Raw genomic sequence first — 16,271 nt, 5'->3', positions numbered from 1 at the left:
GTCCCGGTGTACCATGCCGACAGACGGAATTATTACTCTTAATCTGGAAAAAATTATGACTGCACGCGTGATTGCCCTCGATTTAGACGGAACGTTATTAACCCCGCATAAAACCTTACTCCCTTCCTCGCTTGACGCGCTATCACGCGCCAAAGAGGCGGGCTTTCAACTTATCATTGTCACTGGTCGCCATCACGTTGCTATTCATCCTTTTTATCAGGCGCTGGCGCTGGAAACACCTGCTATTTGCTGCAACGGCACCTATTTGTATGATTATCAAGCTAAAACTGTCCTGGATGCCGATCCTATGCCCGTGGATAAGGCGTTGCAGTTGATTGATTTACTGGATGAGCATCAGATTCACGGCCTGATGTATGTTGATGACGCTATGCTTTACGAACACCCAACCGGTCACGTCGTGCGTACCTCCCGGTGGGCGCAGACCTTGCCGCCGGAGCAACGTCCGACCTTTACACAGGTCTCTTCGTTGGCGCAGGCGGCGCGCGACGTGAATGCCGTGTGGAAGTTTGCGCTTACCGATGAAGATATTCCCAGGCTACAGCGGTTCGGTCAGCATGTTGAACAAGCGCTTGATCTGGAGTGCGAATGGTCATGGCACGATCAGGTTGATATCGCGCGCAAAGGCAACAGTAAAGGCAAGCGCCTTACCCAGTGGATAGAAGCGCAGGGAGGGTCAATGAAAAATGTGATCGCTTTCGGCGATAACTACAACGACATCAGTATGCTGGAGGCGGCAGGCACCGGCGTTGCGATGGGCAACGCCGATGAGGCGGTGAAAGCGCGCGCTGACGTCGTGATCGGCGATAACACTACCGACAGCATCGCCAAATTTATTTACACCCACCTGCTATAGTCAGGCGGTGATAGAAACGCTTTTCACCTGCGCGTAAAGCCACAGGCCAGGCTTGATACCCAGCTCATCCCTGGCCCACGGGCTTATTCGCGCCCACAGCGTTCTGCCGCCTATCTCAAGCTGGACTTCCACCTGCCCGTTATCGTCATAACAATTCGCCACTTTTGCCCGCAATACGTTGCGGATACTGGTCTGCTGCGGCGGCTGTAGTACCAGCGAGACATCCGACGCCTGTATACGAATACGCAGTGTGGATTGCAGCGGCTGATTGAGTTTATTTACCCACAGGTGCTGGTCGCCAAGCGCCAAAGCGGTCATGGCATAATGCGGGTGATGCTCCAGCACGCTGACTTTCAGAATACTGCTCTGTTGCTCTTTCGGCAGCCACGGGTGCATAACGCTGCTTCCCCAGACCTCCTCCAGCGGGCCAAACGCTTTAACCTGTCCATCCTCCAGCACCATGACTTTATCCGCCAGGTGGAGAATTTCATCGAGAGAATGGCTGACATACAGCATGGGAATATTGATTTCTCGCGCCAGCCGTTGCAGGTACGGCAGTAATTCGCGTTTACGCGGGATATCCAGCGAGGCCAACGGTTCGTCCAACAACAGCAACTCCGGGGCGGTGAGCAATGCCCGGCCTATCGCTACGCGCTGTTTTTCTCCGCCGGACAAGCTCCCCGGCAGGCGATCAAGCAACGCTTCAATTCCCAGCAGCGACACCAGCTTATCAAACTGGCCGGTCATGCTTTTCGCCATGCCGTAGCGCAAATTGCCGCGTACTTTGTAATGGGGGAACAGGCGCGCATCCTGGAAAACATAACCGATGCGGCGCTTTTCCGGCGTTAAACAGATACCGTTTTCCGCGTCATGCAACACCCGGCCATTCAGCGCGATGCGTCCTTTTTGCGGGCGAGTCAAACCGCTGATGGCATTAATCAGCGAGGTTTTTCCCGCGCCGGAGACGCCAAAGATAGCCGTGATCCCACTGGCTGGCAGCGTTTCGTTGAGGGTTAAACTGTGCGTTCCCAGCGTCTGGGAAAAATTAAGCTCCAGCATGGTTAGCGCCCCGTCCGTTCACGGCTAATCCGCGCCAGCCATTCAGAAATCAACAGCGAAATCAGCGCTAATACAATCGAAATCACGCACAGTCTCGCCGCCGCGCTCTCTCCGCCAGGCGTCTGAATCAAAGTATACATGGCGGAAGGTATGGTGCGGGTTTCGCCCGGAATATTGGAAACAAAGGTAATGGTCGCGCCAAATTCGCCAAGCGAACGGGCAAACGCCAGCACCGTACCAACAATAATGCCCGGCAGGGTAAGCGGTAAGGTGATCGTCAGAAAAACGCGCCAGCGCCCGGCGCCCAGCGTTCTGGCGGCCTGTTCAAGCTTGATATCCACCCCCTCCAGCGCCAGCCGAATGGCCCGCACCATCAGCGGGAAGGACATCACCGCCGCCGCCAGCACGGCGCCGCGCCAGCTAAAGGCAAACGTGAGACCGAACCAGTCATACAGCCACTGGCCAATAAACCCGCGTCGCCCCATCGACACCAGCAGCAGATAACCGACCACCACCGGCGGCAGCACCAACGGCAGATGCAGGACGCTATCAAGTAAGGCTTTGCCCGGAAACCGGCATCGCACCAGTAACCAGGCAAAAAAGATCCCAAACGGCAGGCTAAACAGCACGGCCAGGGAAGACACTTTCAGGCTAAGAAGGACAGCCTGCCATTCTGGATCGGTCAGTATCATTACTTCGTCGTAAATCCATAACGTTTAAAGATTGCCGAGGCCTGCGGTCCTTTCAGGTAATCATAGAACGCGCTGACGGTCGCATTTTTATGCCCCTCCACGATAGCGATGGGGTATTCCACTTTTTTATGTGAATCTTCCGGGAACGTCGCCACCACGTTGACCCCCTTGCTGGCGACCGCATCAGAACCGTATACAATGCCCAAAGGCGCTTCGTTACGTTCGACCAGCGCCAACGCGCCGCGCACATCCTCGCCCGGCGCCAGTTTCGGTTCAAGCGTTTGCCATGCGCCCAGCTTTTGCAGCGCTTCTTTGGCATAAATTCCCGCCGGTACGTGTTGCGGATCGCCCACCGCCAGACGCCCGCCGTTCAGCAGACGAATCCAGTCCGTTTTGTTGTCGATGGTAAACGGTTTCTGCTCGCTGGCTTTCGGCGCTACCACCACCAGGCTATTGCCAAGCAATGTTTCGCGCGTCGTGGTATCCACCGCTTTTTTATCGGCTGCGTAATCCATCCATTTCTGGTCAGCAGAGATGAACAGATCCGCCGGCGCGCCCGCTTCTATCTGGCGCGCCAGCGTTGAAGAGGAGGCGAATGAGGAGACCACATCCACATTTTTCTCTTTTTTATATTCTGCCGCAATGTCTTGCATCGCGTTCGTTAGCGACGCGGCGGCGAATACGGTGATCTTGCCTTCATCCGCCAGCGCATGACCAGCGATGACGAAAGATAATGTCGCCCCTGCGACCAGGCGTAACCAGGAATGCGCCATCTGTAACTCCTTGTGCGTTTCGTTATGTAAACGACAATATAACGATAATCTCAGGGGTTTCCCAGCGGTTATTCATACCCATTAACGATTAAACACAGAAAATATCGGCAGGAAAAGCAGGATCTTGAGTAACAAAAACGCCCGACTGAGCGGGCGTTTGGGGAAATCAGCGGTTCTGTCTGGACTGGTCTTTCTGACCGATACCGGAAAAAATGTTGAACACCTCACCCAGACCGTAAATCAGACCGAGGATGATGGCCATCACTACCGGTACCATGATGACGGCGAATACCAGACTTTTTAATAACTCTAACATGGGCAACTCCAGATATAGTCCTTTTTGTATTTTAACCGCATCACACAGAAAAGCACTCCCCTTTTGTGCGGTCGGCTTTGCGCTGACGCGCTTTTCAGTCACAATAGTCTTTTTACCAGGAGCTGGTTATGCAGGCCGAAATCCTTCTTACCCTGAAACTTCAGCAAAAGCTTTTTGCCGATCCCCGACGTATCTCTCTGCTGAAACACATTGCGCTTTCCGGCTCGATTAGTCAGGGCGCGAAAGACGCGGGAATCAGTTATAAGAGCGCCTGGGATGCGATAAACGACATGAACCAGCTTAGCGAACATATGCTGGTTGAACGCGCAACAGGCGGCAAAGGCGGCGGCGGCGCGGTATTAACCCGCTATGGTCAGCGTCTGATCCAGCTTTACGATTTGCTGGGCCAAATTCAGCAAAAAGCGTTCGATGTGTTAAGCGACGATGACGCCCTGCCGCTTGACAGTCTGCTGGCCGCTATCTCCCGCTTTTCACTGCAAACCAGCGCCCGAAATCAGTGGTTCGGCACCATTACCGCCCGCGATCGCGATCAGGTGCAACAGCATGTCGACGTGCTGCTGGCCGACGGCAAAACGCGGCTCAAAGTCGCGCTGACGGCGCAAAGCGGCGAGCGTCTCGGCCTGGAGGAGGGAAAAGAAGTGCTGATCCTGCTAAAAGCGCCGTGGGTTGGCATTACCCGGGATGCAGCCGTTGCGCGCGCCGCTGACAATCAGTTGTCGGGAACGATCAGCCATATCGAGCGCGGCGCGGAACAGTGTGAAGTGTTGATGGCGCTGCCGGACGGCCAGACGCTGTGCGCCACGATACCGACTGCGGATGCCGCCACGTTAAAGGAAGGCGATGACGTGATTGCCTGGTTTAATGCGGACAGAGTGATTATTGCAACGTTGTGCTAAGCACATTGACATCCGTTGCCGAAAGACGTATCCCTGTCATTCATCGCTGCAAAAAATGGGATGCAAAATGTCATCGTTGCAAATTTCGCAAGGCACGTTTCGTCTGAGCGATACAAAAACACTTCATCTGGATTCGCTGACGCTCAATGCGGGCGATAGCTGGGCATTCGTTGGGGCTAACGGGAGCGGGAAGTCGGCGCTCGCCCGCGCGCTGGCGGGTGAACTGCCGTTATTAACTGGCGAGCGCCAGTGTCGGTTTACCCGCATTACTCGTCTGTCCTTTGAACAATTGCAAAAGCTGGTCAGCGATGAGTGGCAACGTAATAACACCGATATGCTCAGTCCTGGCGAAGACGATACCGGGCGCACTACCGCGGAAATTATTCAGGATGAAGTTCACCATCCTGCCCGCTGTGCGATGCTGGCGCAGCAGTTCGGCATTTCCGCTTTACTCGACAGGCGTTTTAAATACCTTTCTACCGGCGAGACGCGAAAAGCGCTGCTGTGTCAGGCGCTGATGTCTGAGCCGGAGTTATTGATCCTTGATGAACCGTTCGACGGGCTTGACGTGACCGCCCGTCAACAACTGGCGCAACGCCTGACGGCGTTGAACCAGGCGGGTATGACCCTGGCGCTGGTACTCAACCGTTTTGATGAAATCCCGGACTTCGTGCAGTTTGCCGGCGTGCTTGCCGACTGTACGCTGGCGGAGACCGGAACGACGACAGAGTTACTGCAACGGGCGTTGGTCGCTCAACTCGCGCACAGCGAGCGTCTGACCGACGTACAATTACCCGAACCGGACGAACCTTCCGCCCGCCATGCGTTACCCGATGGCGAACCACGGATCGTACTTAACGATGGCGTAGTCTCGTATAACGATCGCCCTATCCTCCACCACCTAAGCTGGCGAGTAAATCCAGGCGAACACTGGCAGATCGTCGGTCCTAACGGAGCGGGTAAGTCTACGTTGCTTAGCCTTATTACTGGCGATCATCCGCAAGGCTACAGCAACGATCTTACGCTGTTCGGGCGGCGGCGAGGAAGCGGCGAAACAATCTGGGATATCAAAAAACATATCGGCTACGTCAGCAGCAGTTTACATCTGGATTACCGCGTCAGTACCACGGTACGCAATGTCATTCTCTCCGGCTATTTCGATTCTATCGGCATTTACCTGGCCGTTTCAGACAGGCAACGAAAACTGGCGCAACAGTGGCTGGATATTCTGGGAATCGATAAGCGTACGGCGGATGCCCCCTTCCACAGTCTCTCCTGGGGACAGCAGCGGCTGGCGCTAATCGTGCGCGCGCTGGTTAAACATCCGACAGTGTTGATTCTGGATGAGCCGCTGCAAGGGTTGGACCCGCTGAACCGCCAACTGGTACGCCGTTTTGTAGATGTATTAATTCGCCAGGGAGAGACCCAACTGCTGTTCGTTTCCCATCATGCAGAGGATGCGCCTGCCTGTATTACCCACCGGCTGGAATTTGTACCAGATGGCGAACGTTATAAGTACGTTTCCGGACGATGCAATAATTAAATGTATTATCAGAATGGCGCCGCGCGCCATTCTGGAACCACTCTCCTTTTATTAAGAATAATAATAACGGTCGATAAGCTTACTATCTCTTGAATCGCTGACCGCCTCATTGTCATAATAATCCTGAAATTTTCGACAATGATGTCGTATGTGAATATAAGGGATTCATTATGGCTTTTCGTTTTCCACAAATAATACTATTTTTACTGGCAGCTATTTTATTTTGCCCCAGCAGTTATGCTGAGCAAAAGCCGACCGCTGCGCAGGAAGCGCGTAAAACCGCTGTTGAGGTCGCTGTTGAAGGCATGAGTCGCGCCGCCGTTGCGGGTCCGACAAAGATTAGTTTAGGTGATAAAGCCACGCTTAATCTGCCGGAAGGATTTACCTGGATACCCGCAAAAGAAGCGGCGATATTTATGCGTGAAATTGGTAACTATGTTGACGATGAATATTTTTACGGCCTCGTATTTAAAAAGGAAATGAATGGATTTATTTCTATCGAATATGATGATTCTGGTTATGTAAAAGATGATGATGCAAAAAACTGGGATGCCGATGAATTAATGGATAACCTGCGCAAAGGCACAAAAGAAGCGAATAAAGATCGTATTGCAAAAGGCATTGAGCCGATAGAAATTATTGGCTGGATCGAGAAGCCTACCTACGATGCAACCAATCATCGTCTGATCTGGTCCGCCGCCATCCAGGATATCGGCACCAACGAACCACTGAATGAACAAGGCGTGAACTACAACACCTATCTGCTGGGACGTGAAGGCTATTTTTCTTTAAATCTGGTGACCGACAGAGGTTCTGTTGACCATGAAATCCCTCTGGCGAAAAGAATTCTCAGTTCCGTCAAGTTCAACGCTGGACAACGCTACGCTGACTTCAACGAATCAACGGACAAAATAGCGGAGTATGGGCTCGCCGCGCTGATTGGCGGTATCGCGGCCAAGAAAGTAGGACTGCTTGCTATGCTCGGTATCGCGTTGCTTAAATTCTGGAAAGTGACCGCCATCGGCGTCGTCGCTGTCGGGGCGCTCGCCAGGAAGCTACTCTCGCGTAAAAAAGACTGACAGCTCCTGCCCCGTCCGTTTCATTCCCAGGCGCGTAACGCGCCTTTTTTTCGGATAAAAAGCAGAAGCATTCTCAAGCCAGATGATTTGTAATCATTTAATTGATATAAATGCGTAAAATCACCAGTGTGTAAACGATTCCACTAATTTATTACATGTCACACTTTTCGCATCTTTGTTATGCTATGGTTATTCCATACCATAGGCTTAACGGAGCGAATTATGAGAGTATTGGTTACAGGTGGTAGCGGTTACATTGGAAGTCATACCTGCGTACAATTGCTGCAAAATGGTCATGACGTCGTCATCCTCGATAACCTCTGCAACAGCAAGCGCAGCGTGCTGCCCGTTATTGAACGTCTGGGCGGTAAGCACCCGACCTTTGTCGAAGGCGATATTCGCAACGAAGCGCTTATAACCGAAATTCTGCACGATCACGCGATTGATACCGTGATTCACTTTGCCGGCCTGAAAGCCGTCGGCGAATCGGTCGCCAGACCGCTGGAGTACTATGACAACAACGTCAACGGTACGCTGCGGTTGGTCAGCGCCATGCGTGCGGCCAACGTTAAAAACCTTATTTTTAGCTCCTCCGCCACCGTTTATGGCGATCAGCCCAAAATTCCTTACGTCGAAAGTTTTCCTACCGGCACGCCGCAAAGCCCCTACGGCAAAAGTAAATTGATGGTAGAACAGATCCTCACCGATCTGCAAAAAGCCCAGCCGGAGTGGAGTATTGCGCTGCTGCGTTATTTCAACCCGGTCGGCGCGCACCCGTCGGGCGACATGGGAGAAGATCCGCAAGGTATTCCGAATAACCTGATGCCCTATATCGCCCAGGTCGCCGTGGGTCGTCGCGAATCGCTCGCCGTTTTCGGCAACGATTACCCGACCGAGGATGGCACCGGCGTACGCGATTACATTCACGTTATGGACTTAGCCGACGGGCACGTCGTGGCGATGGAAAAACTGGCGGACAAATCCGGCGTACATATTTATAACCTCGGCGCGGGTGTCGGCAGTAGCGTCCTGGATGTGGTCAACGCCTTTAGTAAAGCCTGCGGTAAACCCATTAATTACCACTTCGCGCCGCGTCGCGACGGCGATCTCCCGGCGTATTGGGCGGATGCCAGCAAAGCCGATCGCGAGCTCAACTGGCGCGTCACCCGCACGCTTGACGAAATGGCGCAGGACACCTGGCACTGGCAGTCACGCCATCCGCAGGGATACCCAGATTAAGGACGTTGTTATGACCCCATTTAATCCCATCGATCATCCGCATCGCCGTTATAACCCGCTTACCGGCCAGTGGGTTCTGGTTTCGCCGCATCGCGCAAAGCGCCCCTGGCAGGGGGCGCAGGAAACGCCGTCTCAGCAAATGCTGCCGGCCCACGATCCCGACTGCTTCCTGTGTGCGGGCAATACGCGTGTCACCGGCGATAAAAATCCCGATTACAAAGGGACTTACGTCTTTACTAACGATTTCGCGGCGCTGATGGCCGACACGCCGGATGCTCCGGACAGCCACGATCCGCTGATGCGCTGTCAGAGCGCGCGCGGCACCAGCCGCGTGATCTGCTTTTCTCCCGATCACAGTAAAACGCTGCCGGAGTTGAGCCTGCCCGCGCTGACGGAAATCGTCAGAACCTGGCAGACGCAGACCGCCGAGTTAGGCAAAACCTATCCGTGGGTGCAGGTCTTTGAAAATAAAGGCGCGGCGATGGGCTGTTCGAACCCGCATCCGCATGGCCAGGTCTGGGCCAACAGCTTCCTGCCGAATGAGGCCGAACGCGAAGATCGTTTACAAAAAGCCTACTTCGCCGAGCAGCGCTCGCCAATGCTGGTGGATTATGTCCAGCGAGAACTGGCGGACGGCAGCCGCACCGTGGTCGAAACCGAACACTGGCTGGCGGTGGTGCCTTACTGGGCGGCGTGGCCGTTCGAAACGCTACTGTTACCCAAAACGCATGTCCTGCGCATTACCGATTTAAGCGACGAGCAGCGCGACTCTCTGGCGCTGGCGTTGAAAAAGCTGACCAGTCGTTATGACAACCTGTTTCAGTGTTCCTTCCCCTACTCAATGGGCTGGCACGGCGCGCCGTTTAACGGTGAAGAAAACGCACACTGGCAGTTGCACGCACACTTTTATCCGCCGCTGCTGCGCTCTGCGACCGTCCGTAAATTTATGGTCGGCTATGAAATGCTGGCGGAAACCCAGCGTGATTTAACCGCAGAACAAGCGGCTGAACGCCTGCGCGCGGTCAGCGACATCCATTTTCGCGAATCCGGAGTATAAAAATGAATCTGAAAGAGAAAACGCGCGCGCTGTTTGCTGAAATTTTCGGCTACCCTGCCACCCACACGATTCAGGCGCCAGGCCGCGTCAATCTGATCGGCGAACACACTGATTACAATGATGGTTTTGTTCTGCCCTGCGCTATTGATTACCAGACCGTAATTAGCTGTGCGCCGCGCGACGATCGTACCGTACGGGTGATTGCCGCCGATTACGACAATCAGGTGGACGAATTTTCACTGGATGCGCCGATCGTGACCCACGATAGCCAGCAGTGGTCTAACTATGTGCGCGGCGTAGTGAAACACCTGCAACAGCGTAACAACGCGTTTGGCGGCGTGGATATGGTCATCAGCGGCAATGTGCCGCAGGGCGCCGGGTTAAGCTCCTCCGCTTCGCTGGAAGTGGCGGTGGGCACCGTCTTCCAGCAGCTTTATCACCTGCCGCTGGACGGCGCGCAAATTGCGCTCAACGGACAAGAGGCCGAGAACCAGTTTGTCGGCTGTAACTGCGGCATTATGGATCAGCTCATCTCTGCGCTCGGCAAAAAAGATCATGCGTTGCTGATTGATTGCCGTACGCTCGGCGCCAAAGCGGTTTCCATGCCGAAAGGTGTCGCCGTGGTGATCATCAACAGTAACTTTAAGCGCACGCTGGTGGGCAGCGAGTATAATACCCGCCGTGAACAGTGCGAAACCGGCGCCCGTTTCTTCCAGCAGCCAGCCCTGCGCGATGTCAGCCTTGAGGCGTTCAATGCCGTCGCCAGCGAACTGGACCCGGTAGTCGCAAAACGCGTTCGCCATGTATTGAGCGAAAATGCGCGCACCGTTGAAGCGGCAAGCGCGCTGGAGAAAGGTGATTTGCAACGTATGGGCCAACTGATGGCGGAGTCCCATGCCTCAATGCGCGATGATTTCGAAATTACCGTCCCGCAGATAGACACGCTGGTAGACATTGTCAAAGCGACCATCGGCGATCAAGGCGGCGTGCGCATGACCGGCGGCGGCTTTGGCGGCTGTGTTGTCGCGCTGATCCCGGAAGATCTGGTTCCCGCTGTGCAGCAGGCCGTTGCGCAACAGTACGAAGCGAAAACCGGAATCAAAGAAACCTTTTATGTATGCAAACCGTCACAAGGAGCAGGACAGTGCTAAATGAAACGCCCGCACTGGCCCCCGATGGTCAACCGTACCGCCTGCTAACCCTGCGCAACAGCGCAGGGATGGTGGTAACGCTGATGGACTGGGGAGCCACTCTTCTTTCCGCCCGTATTCCGCTGTCTGACGGCAGCGTTCGGGAAGCATTGCTGGGCTGCGCCAGCCCGGAACACTACCCTGAACAGACGTCATTCCTCGGCGCCTCTATTGGCCGTTACGCGAACCGTATCGCCAATAGCCGCTATACGTTTGCCGGCGAAACCGTACAGTTAAGCCCAAGCCAGGGCGAGAACCAGCTACACGGCGGACCGGAAGGCTTTGACAAGCGCCGCTGGCAAATTGTGAACCAGAACGATCGCCAGGTATTATTCGCGCTCACCTCTGATGACGGCGACCAGGGCTTTCCTGGCCATCTGTGCGCCACGGCGCAATATCGTCTGACCGATGACAATAGAATCTCCATCACCTACCGGGCGACGGTCGATAAACCCTGTCCGGTGAATTTGACCAACCACGTCTATTTTAATCTGGACGGCGATCGGACCGACGTGCGCCAGCATAAGCTGCAAATTCTGGCGGATGAGTATCTGCCGGTAGATGAATCCGGTATTCCACGCCAGGGGCTAAAATCGGTAGCCAATACCTCGTTTGACTTCCGGATGCCAAAAGTCATTGCCAGTGAATTTCTCGCCGATGACGATCAGCGCAAGGTTAAAGGCTACGATCATGCTTTCCTGCTACAGACGCAGGGTGATGGCAAAAAGCCGGCGGCCCGTCTGTGGTCACAGGATGGAAAGCTACAAATGATGGTTTACACCACCGCCCCGGCGTTACAGTTTTATTCCGGCAATTATCTGGCGGGTACACCTTCCCGCGGGCCGGAACCTTATGCCGACTGGCAAGGGCTGGCGCTGGAAAGCGAACTGCTGCCGGACAGTCCGAATCATCCTGAATGGCCGCAGCCTGACTGTATCCTTCGCCCTGGCGAGGAGTACGCCAGCCTGACCGAGTATCAGTTTATTCCGTTCTAACGATATGCCGCTACATGCCCGATGACGCAAGCTTATCGGGCCTACGCGCCATTGCCCTGCTCAAACCTCCACCACTTAAAGACAAAATCGCAACTCTGAGTTCACAAGAACCTTACACTGCGCCACTATTTTCGCTATGGTTATGCGTAAGCATTGCCGCCAACATCTCGCGGCAATATAATGAGAATTATTATCATTACATATGATTTATAGGAGTGAGAGTATGGCTGTAACTAAGCTGGTTCTGGTACGTCACGGTGAAAGTCAATGGAACAAAGAGAACCGTTTCACCGGCTGGTATGATGTTGACCTGTCTGAAAAAGGCGTAAGCGAAGCAAAAGCAGCGGGTAAACTGCTAAAAGAAGAAGGTTTCAGCTTTGATTTTGCCTACACTTCCGTACTGAAACGCGCTATCCATACGCTGTGGAACGTACTGGATGAACTGGATCAGGCGTGGCTGCCGGTGGAAAAATCCTGGAAACTCAATGAACGTCACTATGGCGCGTTGCAGGGGCTGAATAAAGCGGAAACGGCAGAAAAATATGGTGACGAGCAGGTTAAGCAGTGGCGCCGCGGTTTTGCCGTGACGCCGCCGGAACTGACCAAAGATGATGAGCGTTATCCGGGTCACGATCCACGTTATGCCAAACTGAGCGAGAAAGAGCTGCCGTTGACCGAAAGTCTGGCGCTGACCATCGACCGCGTTATTCCTTACTGGAACGACACCATCCTGCCGCGTATGAAGAGCGGTGAGCGCGTGATCATCGCCGCTCACGGTAACTCATTGCGTGCGCTGGTGAAATACCTGGATAACATGAGTGAAGATGAGATTCTTGAGTTAAACATCCCGACCGGCGTGCCGCTGGTGTATGAGTTCGACGAAAACTTCAAGCCGATCAAACATTACTATCTGGGCAACGCTGACGAGATCGCTGCGAAAGCGGCTGCCGTGGCGAATCAGGGTAAAGCGAAGTAATCACCTTTGCCGGATGGCGGTATAACTGCCTTATCCGGCCTACGAGCAATGGGTAGGCCGGATAAGCGCAGCGCCATCAGGCAATATGTCTTAAACAGCGATCACGCCGTCCAGCACCACCTGCAATTTACCCTGCGAACAGCGCTCCACGCGTCCTCGTACCCGGTACACTTCAGCCAGACGCTCCGCAGTAATCACCGTCTCCGGCGCGCCGCTGGCGACCAGCCTGCCGTCTTTTAGCATCAGGACATGGTCACCATGACGCAGTGCAATATTAATGTCATGCGCCACGACTATCGTCACCCTATTTTGCGCCTGGGTATCCCGACGCACGAGATCCATTACGTGAAACTGATAGTTTAAATCCAGCGCGCTGAGCGGCTCATCCAGCAACAGAAGTTCAGGGCGACGAATCAGCGATTGCGCCAGCCCCACTAACTGCCGCTGACCGCCGGAAAGCTGGTCGAGATACTGCAACGCCAGATGCGTTATGCCCAATTGCTCAAGGATAGCCAGTATCTGCGCTCTGCCCTGCGCATTGTCTCTGCCGCCTGATGCCCGCAGTACCACGATAATCGACTCCAGTACATGCAGATGCACGCCCTGCGGTAATGACTGCGGCAAAAACACAACTTTCTGCGCCCGCTCGGCAAACGATAACGACATGAGATCTTCGCCATCAAGCAGCGCCTCGCCGTCGGCGTTATTCAGCCCGGCCAGCGAACGTAGTAACGTCGATTTACCACAGCCGTTCGGCCCCAGCAAAATGGTAATTTTCCCGCGCGGCAGTAAGGGAACGTTGAGATCTGCAATAACCGGCTGAGTGGAATAGCCGGCGCTAAATGAGCGGAGCATTAACCCGCGCATCAGAGACTCCCCCGATGTCGCAATACAATGCTTAAAAAGAACGGAACCCCGACCAGCGAGGTGACAATCCCCACCGGCACCATAACGCCCGGAATACTATTTTTCGCCGCAATAGAGGCCAGCGATAACACCAGCCCGCCTATCAGCACGCTGCCCGGAAGGTAGAAACGGTGATCTTCCCCCAAAAGTATTCGCGCAATGTGCGGCGCAACGAGACCAATAAAACCAATCGGCCCGACGAAAGCTACCGTCAGCGCTGATAACAAGCTGATACGCAACAATGACAGCAGGCGTAAACGGCGGACATGAATCCCAAAGCTCATCGCCCTCTCTTCGCCCAGACGTAATGCCGTAAGTTGCCAGGCGCTTCGTAACGCGCAAAAAAGCACAGCAATAAACACCACGGCCAGTACGCCCAATTTTTCCCACGACGCGCGGACCAGGCTCCCCATCGTCCAGAATACCAGCCCCTGCAGCGTATCTTCATCAGCCACAAACTGCATAATGGCGACCAACGCGTTAAAGGTGAATACCAGCGCAATACCGAACAACACCACTCCGGATGCGGCGACGCCTGTCCAACGGGTAATACCGTCCAGGAGTAACGCGGATAAAAGCGCAAAGATGAACGCATTGGCCGGGATAAACCAGGCGGCAGGAATACCGGGAATACCGATCCCCAACACAATCGCCAGCGCAGCGCCAAAAGCCGCTGCGGACGATACGCCAAGGGTAAACGGCGTCGCCAGCGGATTATTTAAAATGGTTTGCATTTCGGCGCCCGCTAACCCTAACGCCATGCCCACCAGTAGGGCCATCAGGGCATAGGGTAAACGAATATCCCAGACAATAACGTGTATGCCCGCATTCACCTTTTCCGGTTGAAAAAGCGCCTGCCATAGCGCACTGAGCGGTAAACCAGAAGACCCACAGGTTACATCCACCATCAGTGAAGCCATCATCGCCAACGCAATAGCTAACATGAGCACAGCCCGTTTGCGTATGATCTGGCGATAGCGCGGAATGATGGGCGTGGAAGCGAGAGCGGGGGCTAAAAGTGATTTGTCCTGACAGGTCATGGTTCGGGCTACGTTATTAATCAGAAGAGAATTATAGCGCCGAATTATTTCGTTATATATTTATTTATATTTCGATTGATGACACGGTGGCCTATCTCATCGGTTTCCAATAAATATCCTCCGGCATAGCCCTGTCTCTTGATCAGATCTCCTGATCAAGAGACAGGGCCTGGCTGGGGGTTTTCCATAGACAAAAAAAGCGTGGAGCCATCTACGCTTGAGGCTGCTGACAACGTGTAACCAGGTGGCAATGTTCCAACCACGGACCTACAAAAAGTACGTAATCTGTTGATATTCTCATTTCGTAAGTCAGGCAAAGCGCTAGCTGCCTCTCGCAGAAATGCCAACACAATAGATAATTGTCAGCAGTCCTCATTTTTCAGTCAGCAAATATCGGTCCGGCAGGGAATTTCGCCAGAAACCCGGTGACGGCCAGCAGCGACCATAGCCCGGGCCACTCAATCTGGCGCTCCCGCAGTTCATCATCCAGCGTCATAAGCGCAAACTCACCTTTATCGCCCAGCACGCCGCCCTGCCAGAGCAGCCGCTGCGCCTGCTGCCGCGCCCAGGGAGAATCGCTCTTCCAGGCCAGCAGGTGCAGCAGAGCCTGCTGCAGGCAGACACCGTGAGAATGTTGATCCCGCAACAGCCGCCGGTAAACCGGCAGCGATATGCTGCGCACGGTATAAAAACCGCTGCGGGTTTCGCTGTCAACATCTGCCATGCCAGCACAGAACTGACTGGCCAGGTCACATAAACGATTGTGCGTCAGCGGCTGGCGCAGGGCATCCAGACGACCTGCTGCGGCACACAGCAGCCCGCTCCTTTGCCGTTCTTGTGGCAGCGAATCAGGCAAAACCGCTACCGTTTCAGCCGCCCCGGCCTGCGCATGCTGTACGCCCGCGTCATAACAACGGACAAAGAAATCATGGCTGCCACGGACGATTGACGGGTGCGCCAGCAGATTCAGCGCCGGGTGCAGTTGTTCAAGCTCGTCCAGTGATGCCAGCGTATAATTGACAACCACATCTTTTATCGATGCCCGGCCTTCCGGACGAAATGCTATGGTTTCATTCATCAAAGTCTCCTTATGGGACATTCCCGGAGGCGATGCTGCGCATCTGTCCGGGCTGCAATCCGGTAGCCCGGACAGGCGCAACGCGCCGCCTCCGGGAAAGGAACAGATTTACATCGCCAGCACGTACTTCAGCATCACCCCGGCGGCTATCGCCGAGCCAATCACCCCCGCCACGTTCGGGCCCATCGCGTGCATCAGCAGGAAGTTCTGCGGGTCCGACTCCAGGCCCACCTTGTTCGACACCCTGGCCGCCATCGGCACCGCCGACACCCCGGCTGAACCGATAAGCGGGTTGATTTTGTTCTTACTGCACAGGTTCAGCAGCTTCGCCATCAGTACCCCGGCCGCCGTCCCGATACCAAAGGCAACCACCCCCAGCAGCAGAATGCCCAGCGTCTGTGGCTGCAGGAACTTGTCCGCCACCAGCTTCGCGCCTACCGACAGCCCGAGGAAAATGGTCACGATATTAATCAGCCCGTTCTGTACCGTGTCGCTCAGACGCTCCACCACGCCGCTTTCACGCATCAGATTGCCAAA

At 54.5% G+C, this 16,271-nt stretch carries 17 protein-coding genes; 9 read left to right on the top strand and 8 right to left on the bottom strand.

Features of this window, described 5'->3' with window-relative positions; all coding sequences use genetic code 11:
- Positions 1–55 precede the first annotated feature (55 nt).
- Positions 56–874, top strand: a complete 819-nt coding sequence (locus tag ACLJQD_RS08300) for a pyridoxal phosphatase (protein WP_023230847.1) — start codon at positions 56–58, stop codon at positions 872–874.
- Here ACLJQD_RS08300 and modC read toward each other — a convergent pair whose 3' ends face one another.
- The 4 genes from modC to ACLJQD_RS08280 all read right to left on the bottom strand — a co-directional run bounded on the left by modC (position 875) and on the right by ACLJQD_RS08280 (position 3,714).
- Entirely contained in the window at positions 875–1,933 is a 1,059-nt protein-coding gene (modC, locus tag ACLJQD_RS08295; RefSeq protein ID WP_017441916.1) for a molybdenum ABC transporter ATP-binding protein ModC, read from the bottom strand. It lies immediately after the preceding gene.
- A 2-nt stretch (positions 1,934–1,935) separates the two neighbouring features.
- A complete protein-coding gene (gene modB / locus ACLJQD_RS08290; RefSeq protein ID WP_000604026.1) occupies positions 1,936–2,625 on the bottom strand; it encodes a molybdate ABC transporter permease subunit in 690 nt (229 codons plus the stop codon).
- On the bottom strand, positions 2,625–3,398 hold the full coding sequence (gene modA / locus ACLJQD_RS08285) for a molybdate ABC transporter substrate-binding protein (RefSeq protein ID WP_000951416.1): 774 nt from the start codon (positions 3,396–3,398) through the stop codon (positions 2,625–2,627). The genes modB and modA overlap by 1 nt, the downstream gene beginning before the upstream one ends.
- 166 nt (positions 3,399–3,564) lie before the next feature.
- Complete coding sequence (locus ACLJQD_RS08280) at positions 3,565–3,714, bottom strand: AcrZ family multidrug efflux pump-associated protein (RefSeq protein WP_000891513.1); 150 nt, start codon at positions 3,712–3,714, stop codon at positions 3,565–3,567.
- A 128-nt stretch (positions 3,715–3,842) separates the two neighbouring features.
- Here ACLJQD_RS08280 and modE point away from each other — a divergent pair, with 128 nt between their 5' ends.
- From modE to gpmA, 8 genes are all read left to right on the top strand, one after another.
- Positions 3,843–4,631 (top strand): molybdenum-dependent transcriptional regulator, encoded by a 789-nt coding sequence (gene modE, locus ACLJQD_RS08275; protein WP_001147416.1) that lies wholly within the window; start codon positions 3,843–3,845, stop codon positions 4,629–4,631.
- 67 nt (positions 4,632–4,698) lie between these two features.
- The gene (modF, locus tag ACLJQD_RS08270) at positions 4,699–6,174 is read left to right on the top strand and encodes a molybdate ABC transporter ATP-binding protein ModF (protein ID WP_017441915.1); all 1,476 of its coding nucleotides are present in this window, start codon (positions 4,699–4,701) and stop codon (positions 6,172–6,174) included.
- 170 nt (positions 6,175–6,344) lie between these two features.
- Positions 6,345–7,253: a DUF2167 domain-containing protein gene (locus tag ACLJQD_RS08265; protein WP_017441914.1), complete on the top strand. Its 909-nt coding sequence runs from the start codon at positions 6,345–6,347 to the stop codon at positions 7,251–7,253.
- Between the two features lie 222 nt (positions 7,254–7,475).
- Complete coding sequence (galE, locus tag ACLJQD_RS08260; RefSeq protein ID WP_001265465.1) at positions 7,476–8,492, top strand: UDP-glucose 4-epimerase GalE; 1,017 nt, start codon at positions 7,476–7,478, stop codon at positions 8,490–8,492.
- Positions 8,493–8,502: 10 nt separating this feature from the next.
- Positions 8,503–9,549 carry a galactose-1-phosphate uridylyltransferase gene (gene galT / locus ACLJQD_RS08255; protein ID WP_000187473.1) on the top strand — a complete coding sequence of 349 codons (1,047 nt, stop codon included), beginning with the start codon at positions 8,503–8,505 and terminating at the stop codon, positions 9,547–9,549.
- A gap of 2 nt (positions 9,550–9,551) precedes the next feature.
- Positions 9,552–10,700: a galactokinase gene (gene galK, locus ACLJQD_RS08250; protein WP_001049364.1), complete on the top strand. Its 1,149-nt coding sequence runs from the start codon at positions 9,552–9,554 to the stop codon at positions 10,698–10,700.
- Positions 10,694–11,734: a galactose-1-epimerase gene (galM, locus tag ACLJQD_RS08245; protein ID WP_000931428.1), complete on the top strand. Its 1,041-nt coding sequence runs from the start codon at positions 10,694–10,696 to the stop codon at positions 11,732–11,734. Before galK ends, galM begins: the two co-directional genes overlap by 7 nt.
- 223 nt (positions 11,735–11,957) lie before the next feature.
- Positions 11,958–12,710, top strand: coding sequence for a 2,3-diphosphoglycerate-dependent phosphoglycerate mutase (gene gpmA, locus ACLJQD_RS08240; RefSeq protein WP_000301554.1), 753 nt, complete (start codon positions 11,958–11,960; stop codon positions 12,708–12,710).
- Between the two features lie 90 nt (positions 12,711–12,800).
- Here the strand turns inward: gpmA and ACLJQD_RS08235 are convergent, their stop codons facing one another.
- From ACLJQD_RS08235 to ACLJQD_RS08220, 4 genes are all read right to left on the bottom strand, one after another.
- Entirely contained in the window at positions 12,801–13,577 is a 777-nt protein-coding gene (locus ACLJQD_RS08235) for an ABC transporter ATP-binding protein (RefSeq protein ID WP_001214710.1), read from the bottom strand.
- Complete coding sequence (locus tag ACLJQD_RS08230; RefSeq protein WP_017441913.1) at positions 13,577–14,656, bottom strand: FecCD family ABC transporter permease; 1,080 nt, start codon at positions 14,654–14,656, stop codon at positions 13,577–13,579. Before ACLJQD_RS08230 ends, ACLJQD_RS08235 begins: the two co-directional genes overlap by 1 nt.
- A gap of 379 nt (positions 14,657–15,035) precedes the next feature.
- A complete protein-coding gene (locus ACLJQD_RS08225) occupies positions 15,036–15,734 on the bottom strand; it encodes a triphosphoribosyl-dephospho-CoA synthase (protein ID WP_017441912.1) in 699 nt (232 codons plus the stop codon).
- A 108-nt stretch (positions 15,735–15,842) separates the two neighbouring features.
- The coding region (locus ACLJQD_RS08220; protein WP_031612365.1) for a sodium ion-translocating decarboxylase subunit beta at positions 15,843–16,271 on the bottom strand (429 nt) is incomplete at its 5' end.

Origin of the sequence: Salmonella sp. SAL04214, from assembly GCF_046550615.1 — a bacterium.
In the GTDB taxonomy this organism is placed as follows: Bacteria; Pseudomonadota; Gammaproteobacteria; order Enterobacterales; family Enterobacteriaceae; genus Salmonella; species Salmonella enterica.
Note: the sequence above shows the minus strand (reverse complement) of the source record. Positions and strands in the feature narration are given on the sequence as shown.

Bases quoted from the DNA above. Each gene is read 5' to 3' on its own strand.
- modE (WP_001147416.1), top strand. From the start codon at position 3,843: ATGCAGGCCGAAATCCTTCTTACCCTGAAACTTCAGCAAAAGCTTTTT.
- galE (WP_001265465.1), top strand. From the start codon at position 7,476: ATGAGAGTATTGGTTACAGGTGGTAGCGGTTACATTGGAAGTCATACC.
- modB (WP_000604026.1), bottom strand. From the start codon at position 2,625: ATGATACTGACCGATCCAGAATGGCAGGCTGTCCTTCTTAGCCTGAAA.
- ACLJQD_RS08230 (WP_017441913.1), bottom strand. From the start codon at position 14,656: ATGACCTGTCAGGACAAATCACTTTTAGCCCCCGCTCTCGCTTCCACG.
- ACLJQD_RS08235 (WP_001214710.1), bottom strand. From the start codon at position 13,577: ATGCGCGGGTTAATGCTCCGCTCATTTAGCGCCGGCTATTCCACTCAG.
- galT (WP_000187473.1), top strand. From the start codon at position 8,503: ATGACCCCATTTAATCCCATCGATCATCCGCATCGCCGTTATAACCCG.
- modF (WP_017441915.1), top strand. From the start codon at position 4,699: ATGTCATCGTTGCAAATTTCGCAAGGCACGTTTCGTCTGAGCGATACA.
- ACLJQD_RS08300 (WP_023230847.1), top strand. From the start codon at position 56: ATGACTGCACGCGTGATTGCCCTCGATTTAGACGGAACGTTATTAACC.
- modA (WP_000951416.1), bottom strand. From the start codon at position 3,398: ATGGCGCATTCCTGGTTACGCCTGGTCGCAGGGGCGACATTATCTTTC.
- modC (WP_017441916.1), bottom strand. From the start codon at position 1,933: ATGCTGGAGCTTAATTTTTCCCAGACGCTGGGAACGCACAGTTTAACC.
- ACLJQD_RS08225 (WP_017441912.1), bottom strand. From the start codon at position 15,734: ATGAATGAAACCATAGCATTTCGTCCGGAAGGCCGGGCATCGATAAAA.
- ACLJQD_RS08265 (WP_017441914.1), top strand. From the start codon at position 6,345: ATGGCTTTTCGTTTTCCACAAATAATACTATTTTTACTGGCAGCTATT.
- ACLJQD_RS08280 (WP_000891513.1), bottom strand. From the start codon at position 3,714: ATGTTAGAGTTATTAAAAAGTCTGGTATTCGCCGTCATCATGGTACCG.
- gpmA (WP_000301554.1), top strand. From the start codon at position 11,958: ATGGCTGTAACTAAGCTGGTTCTGGTACGTCACGGTGAAAGTCAATGG.
- galK (WP_001049364.1), top strand. From the start codon at position 9,552: ATGAATCTGAAAGAGAAAACGCGCGCGCTGTTTGCTGAAATTTTCGGC.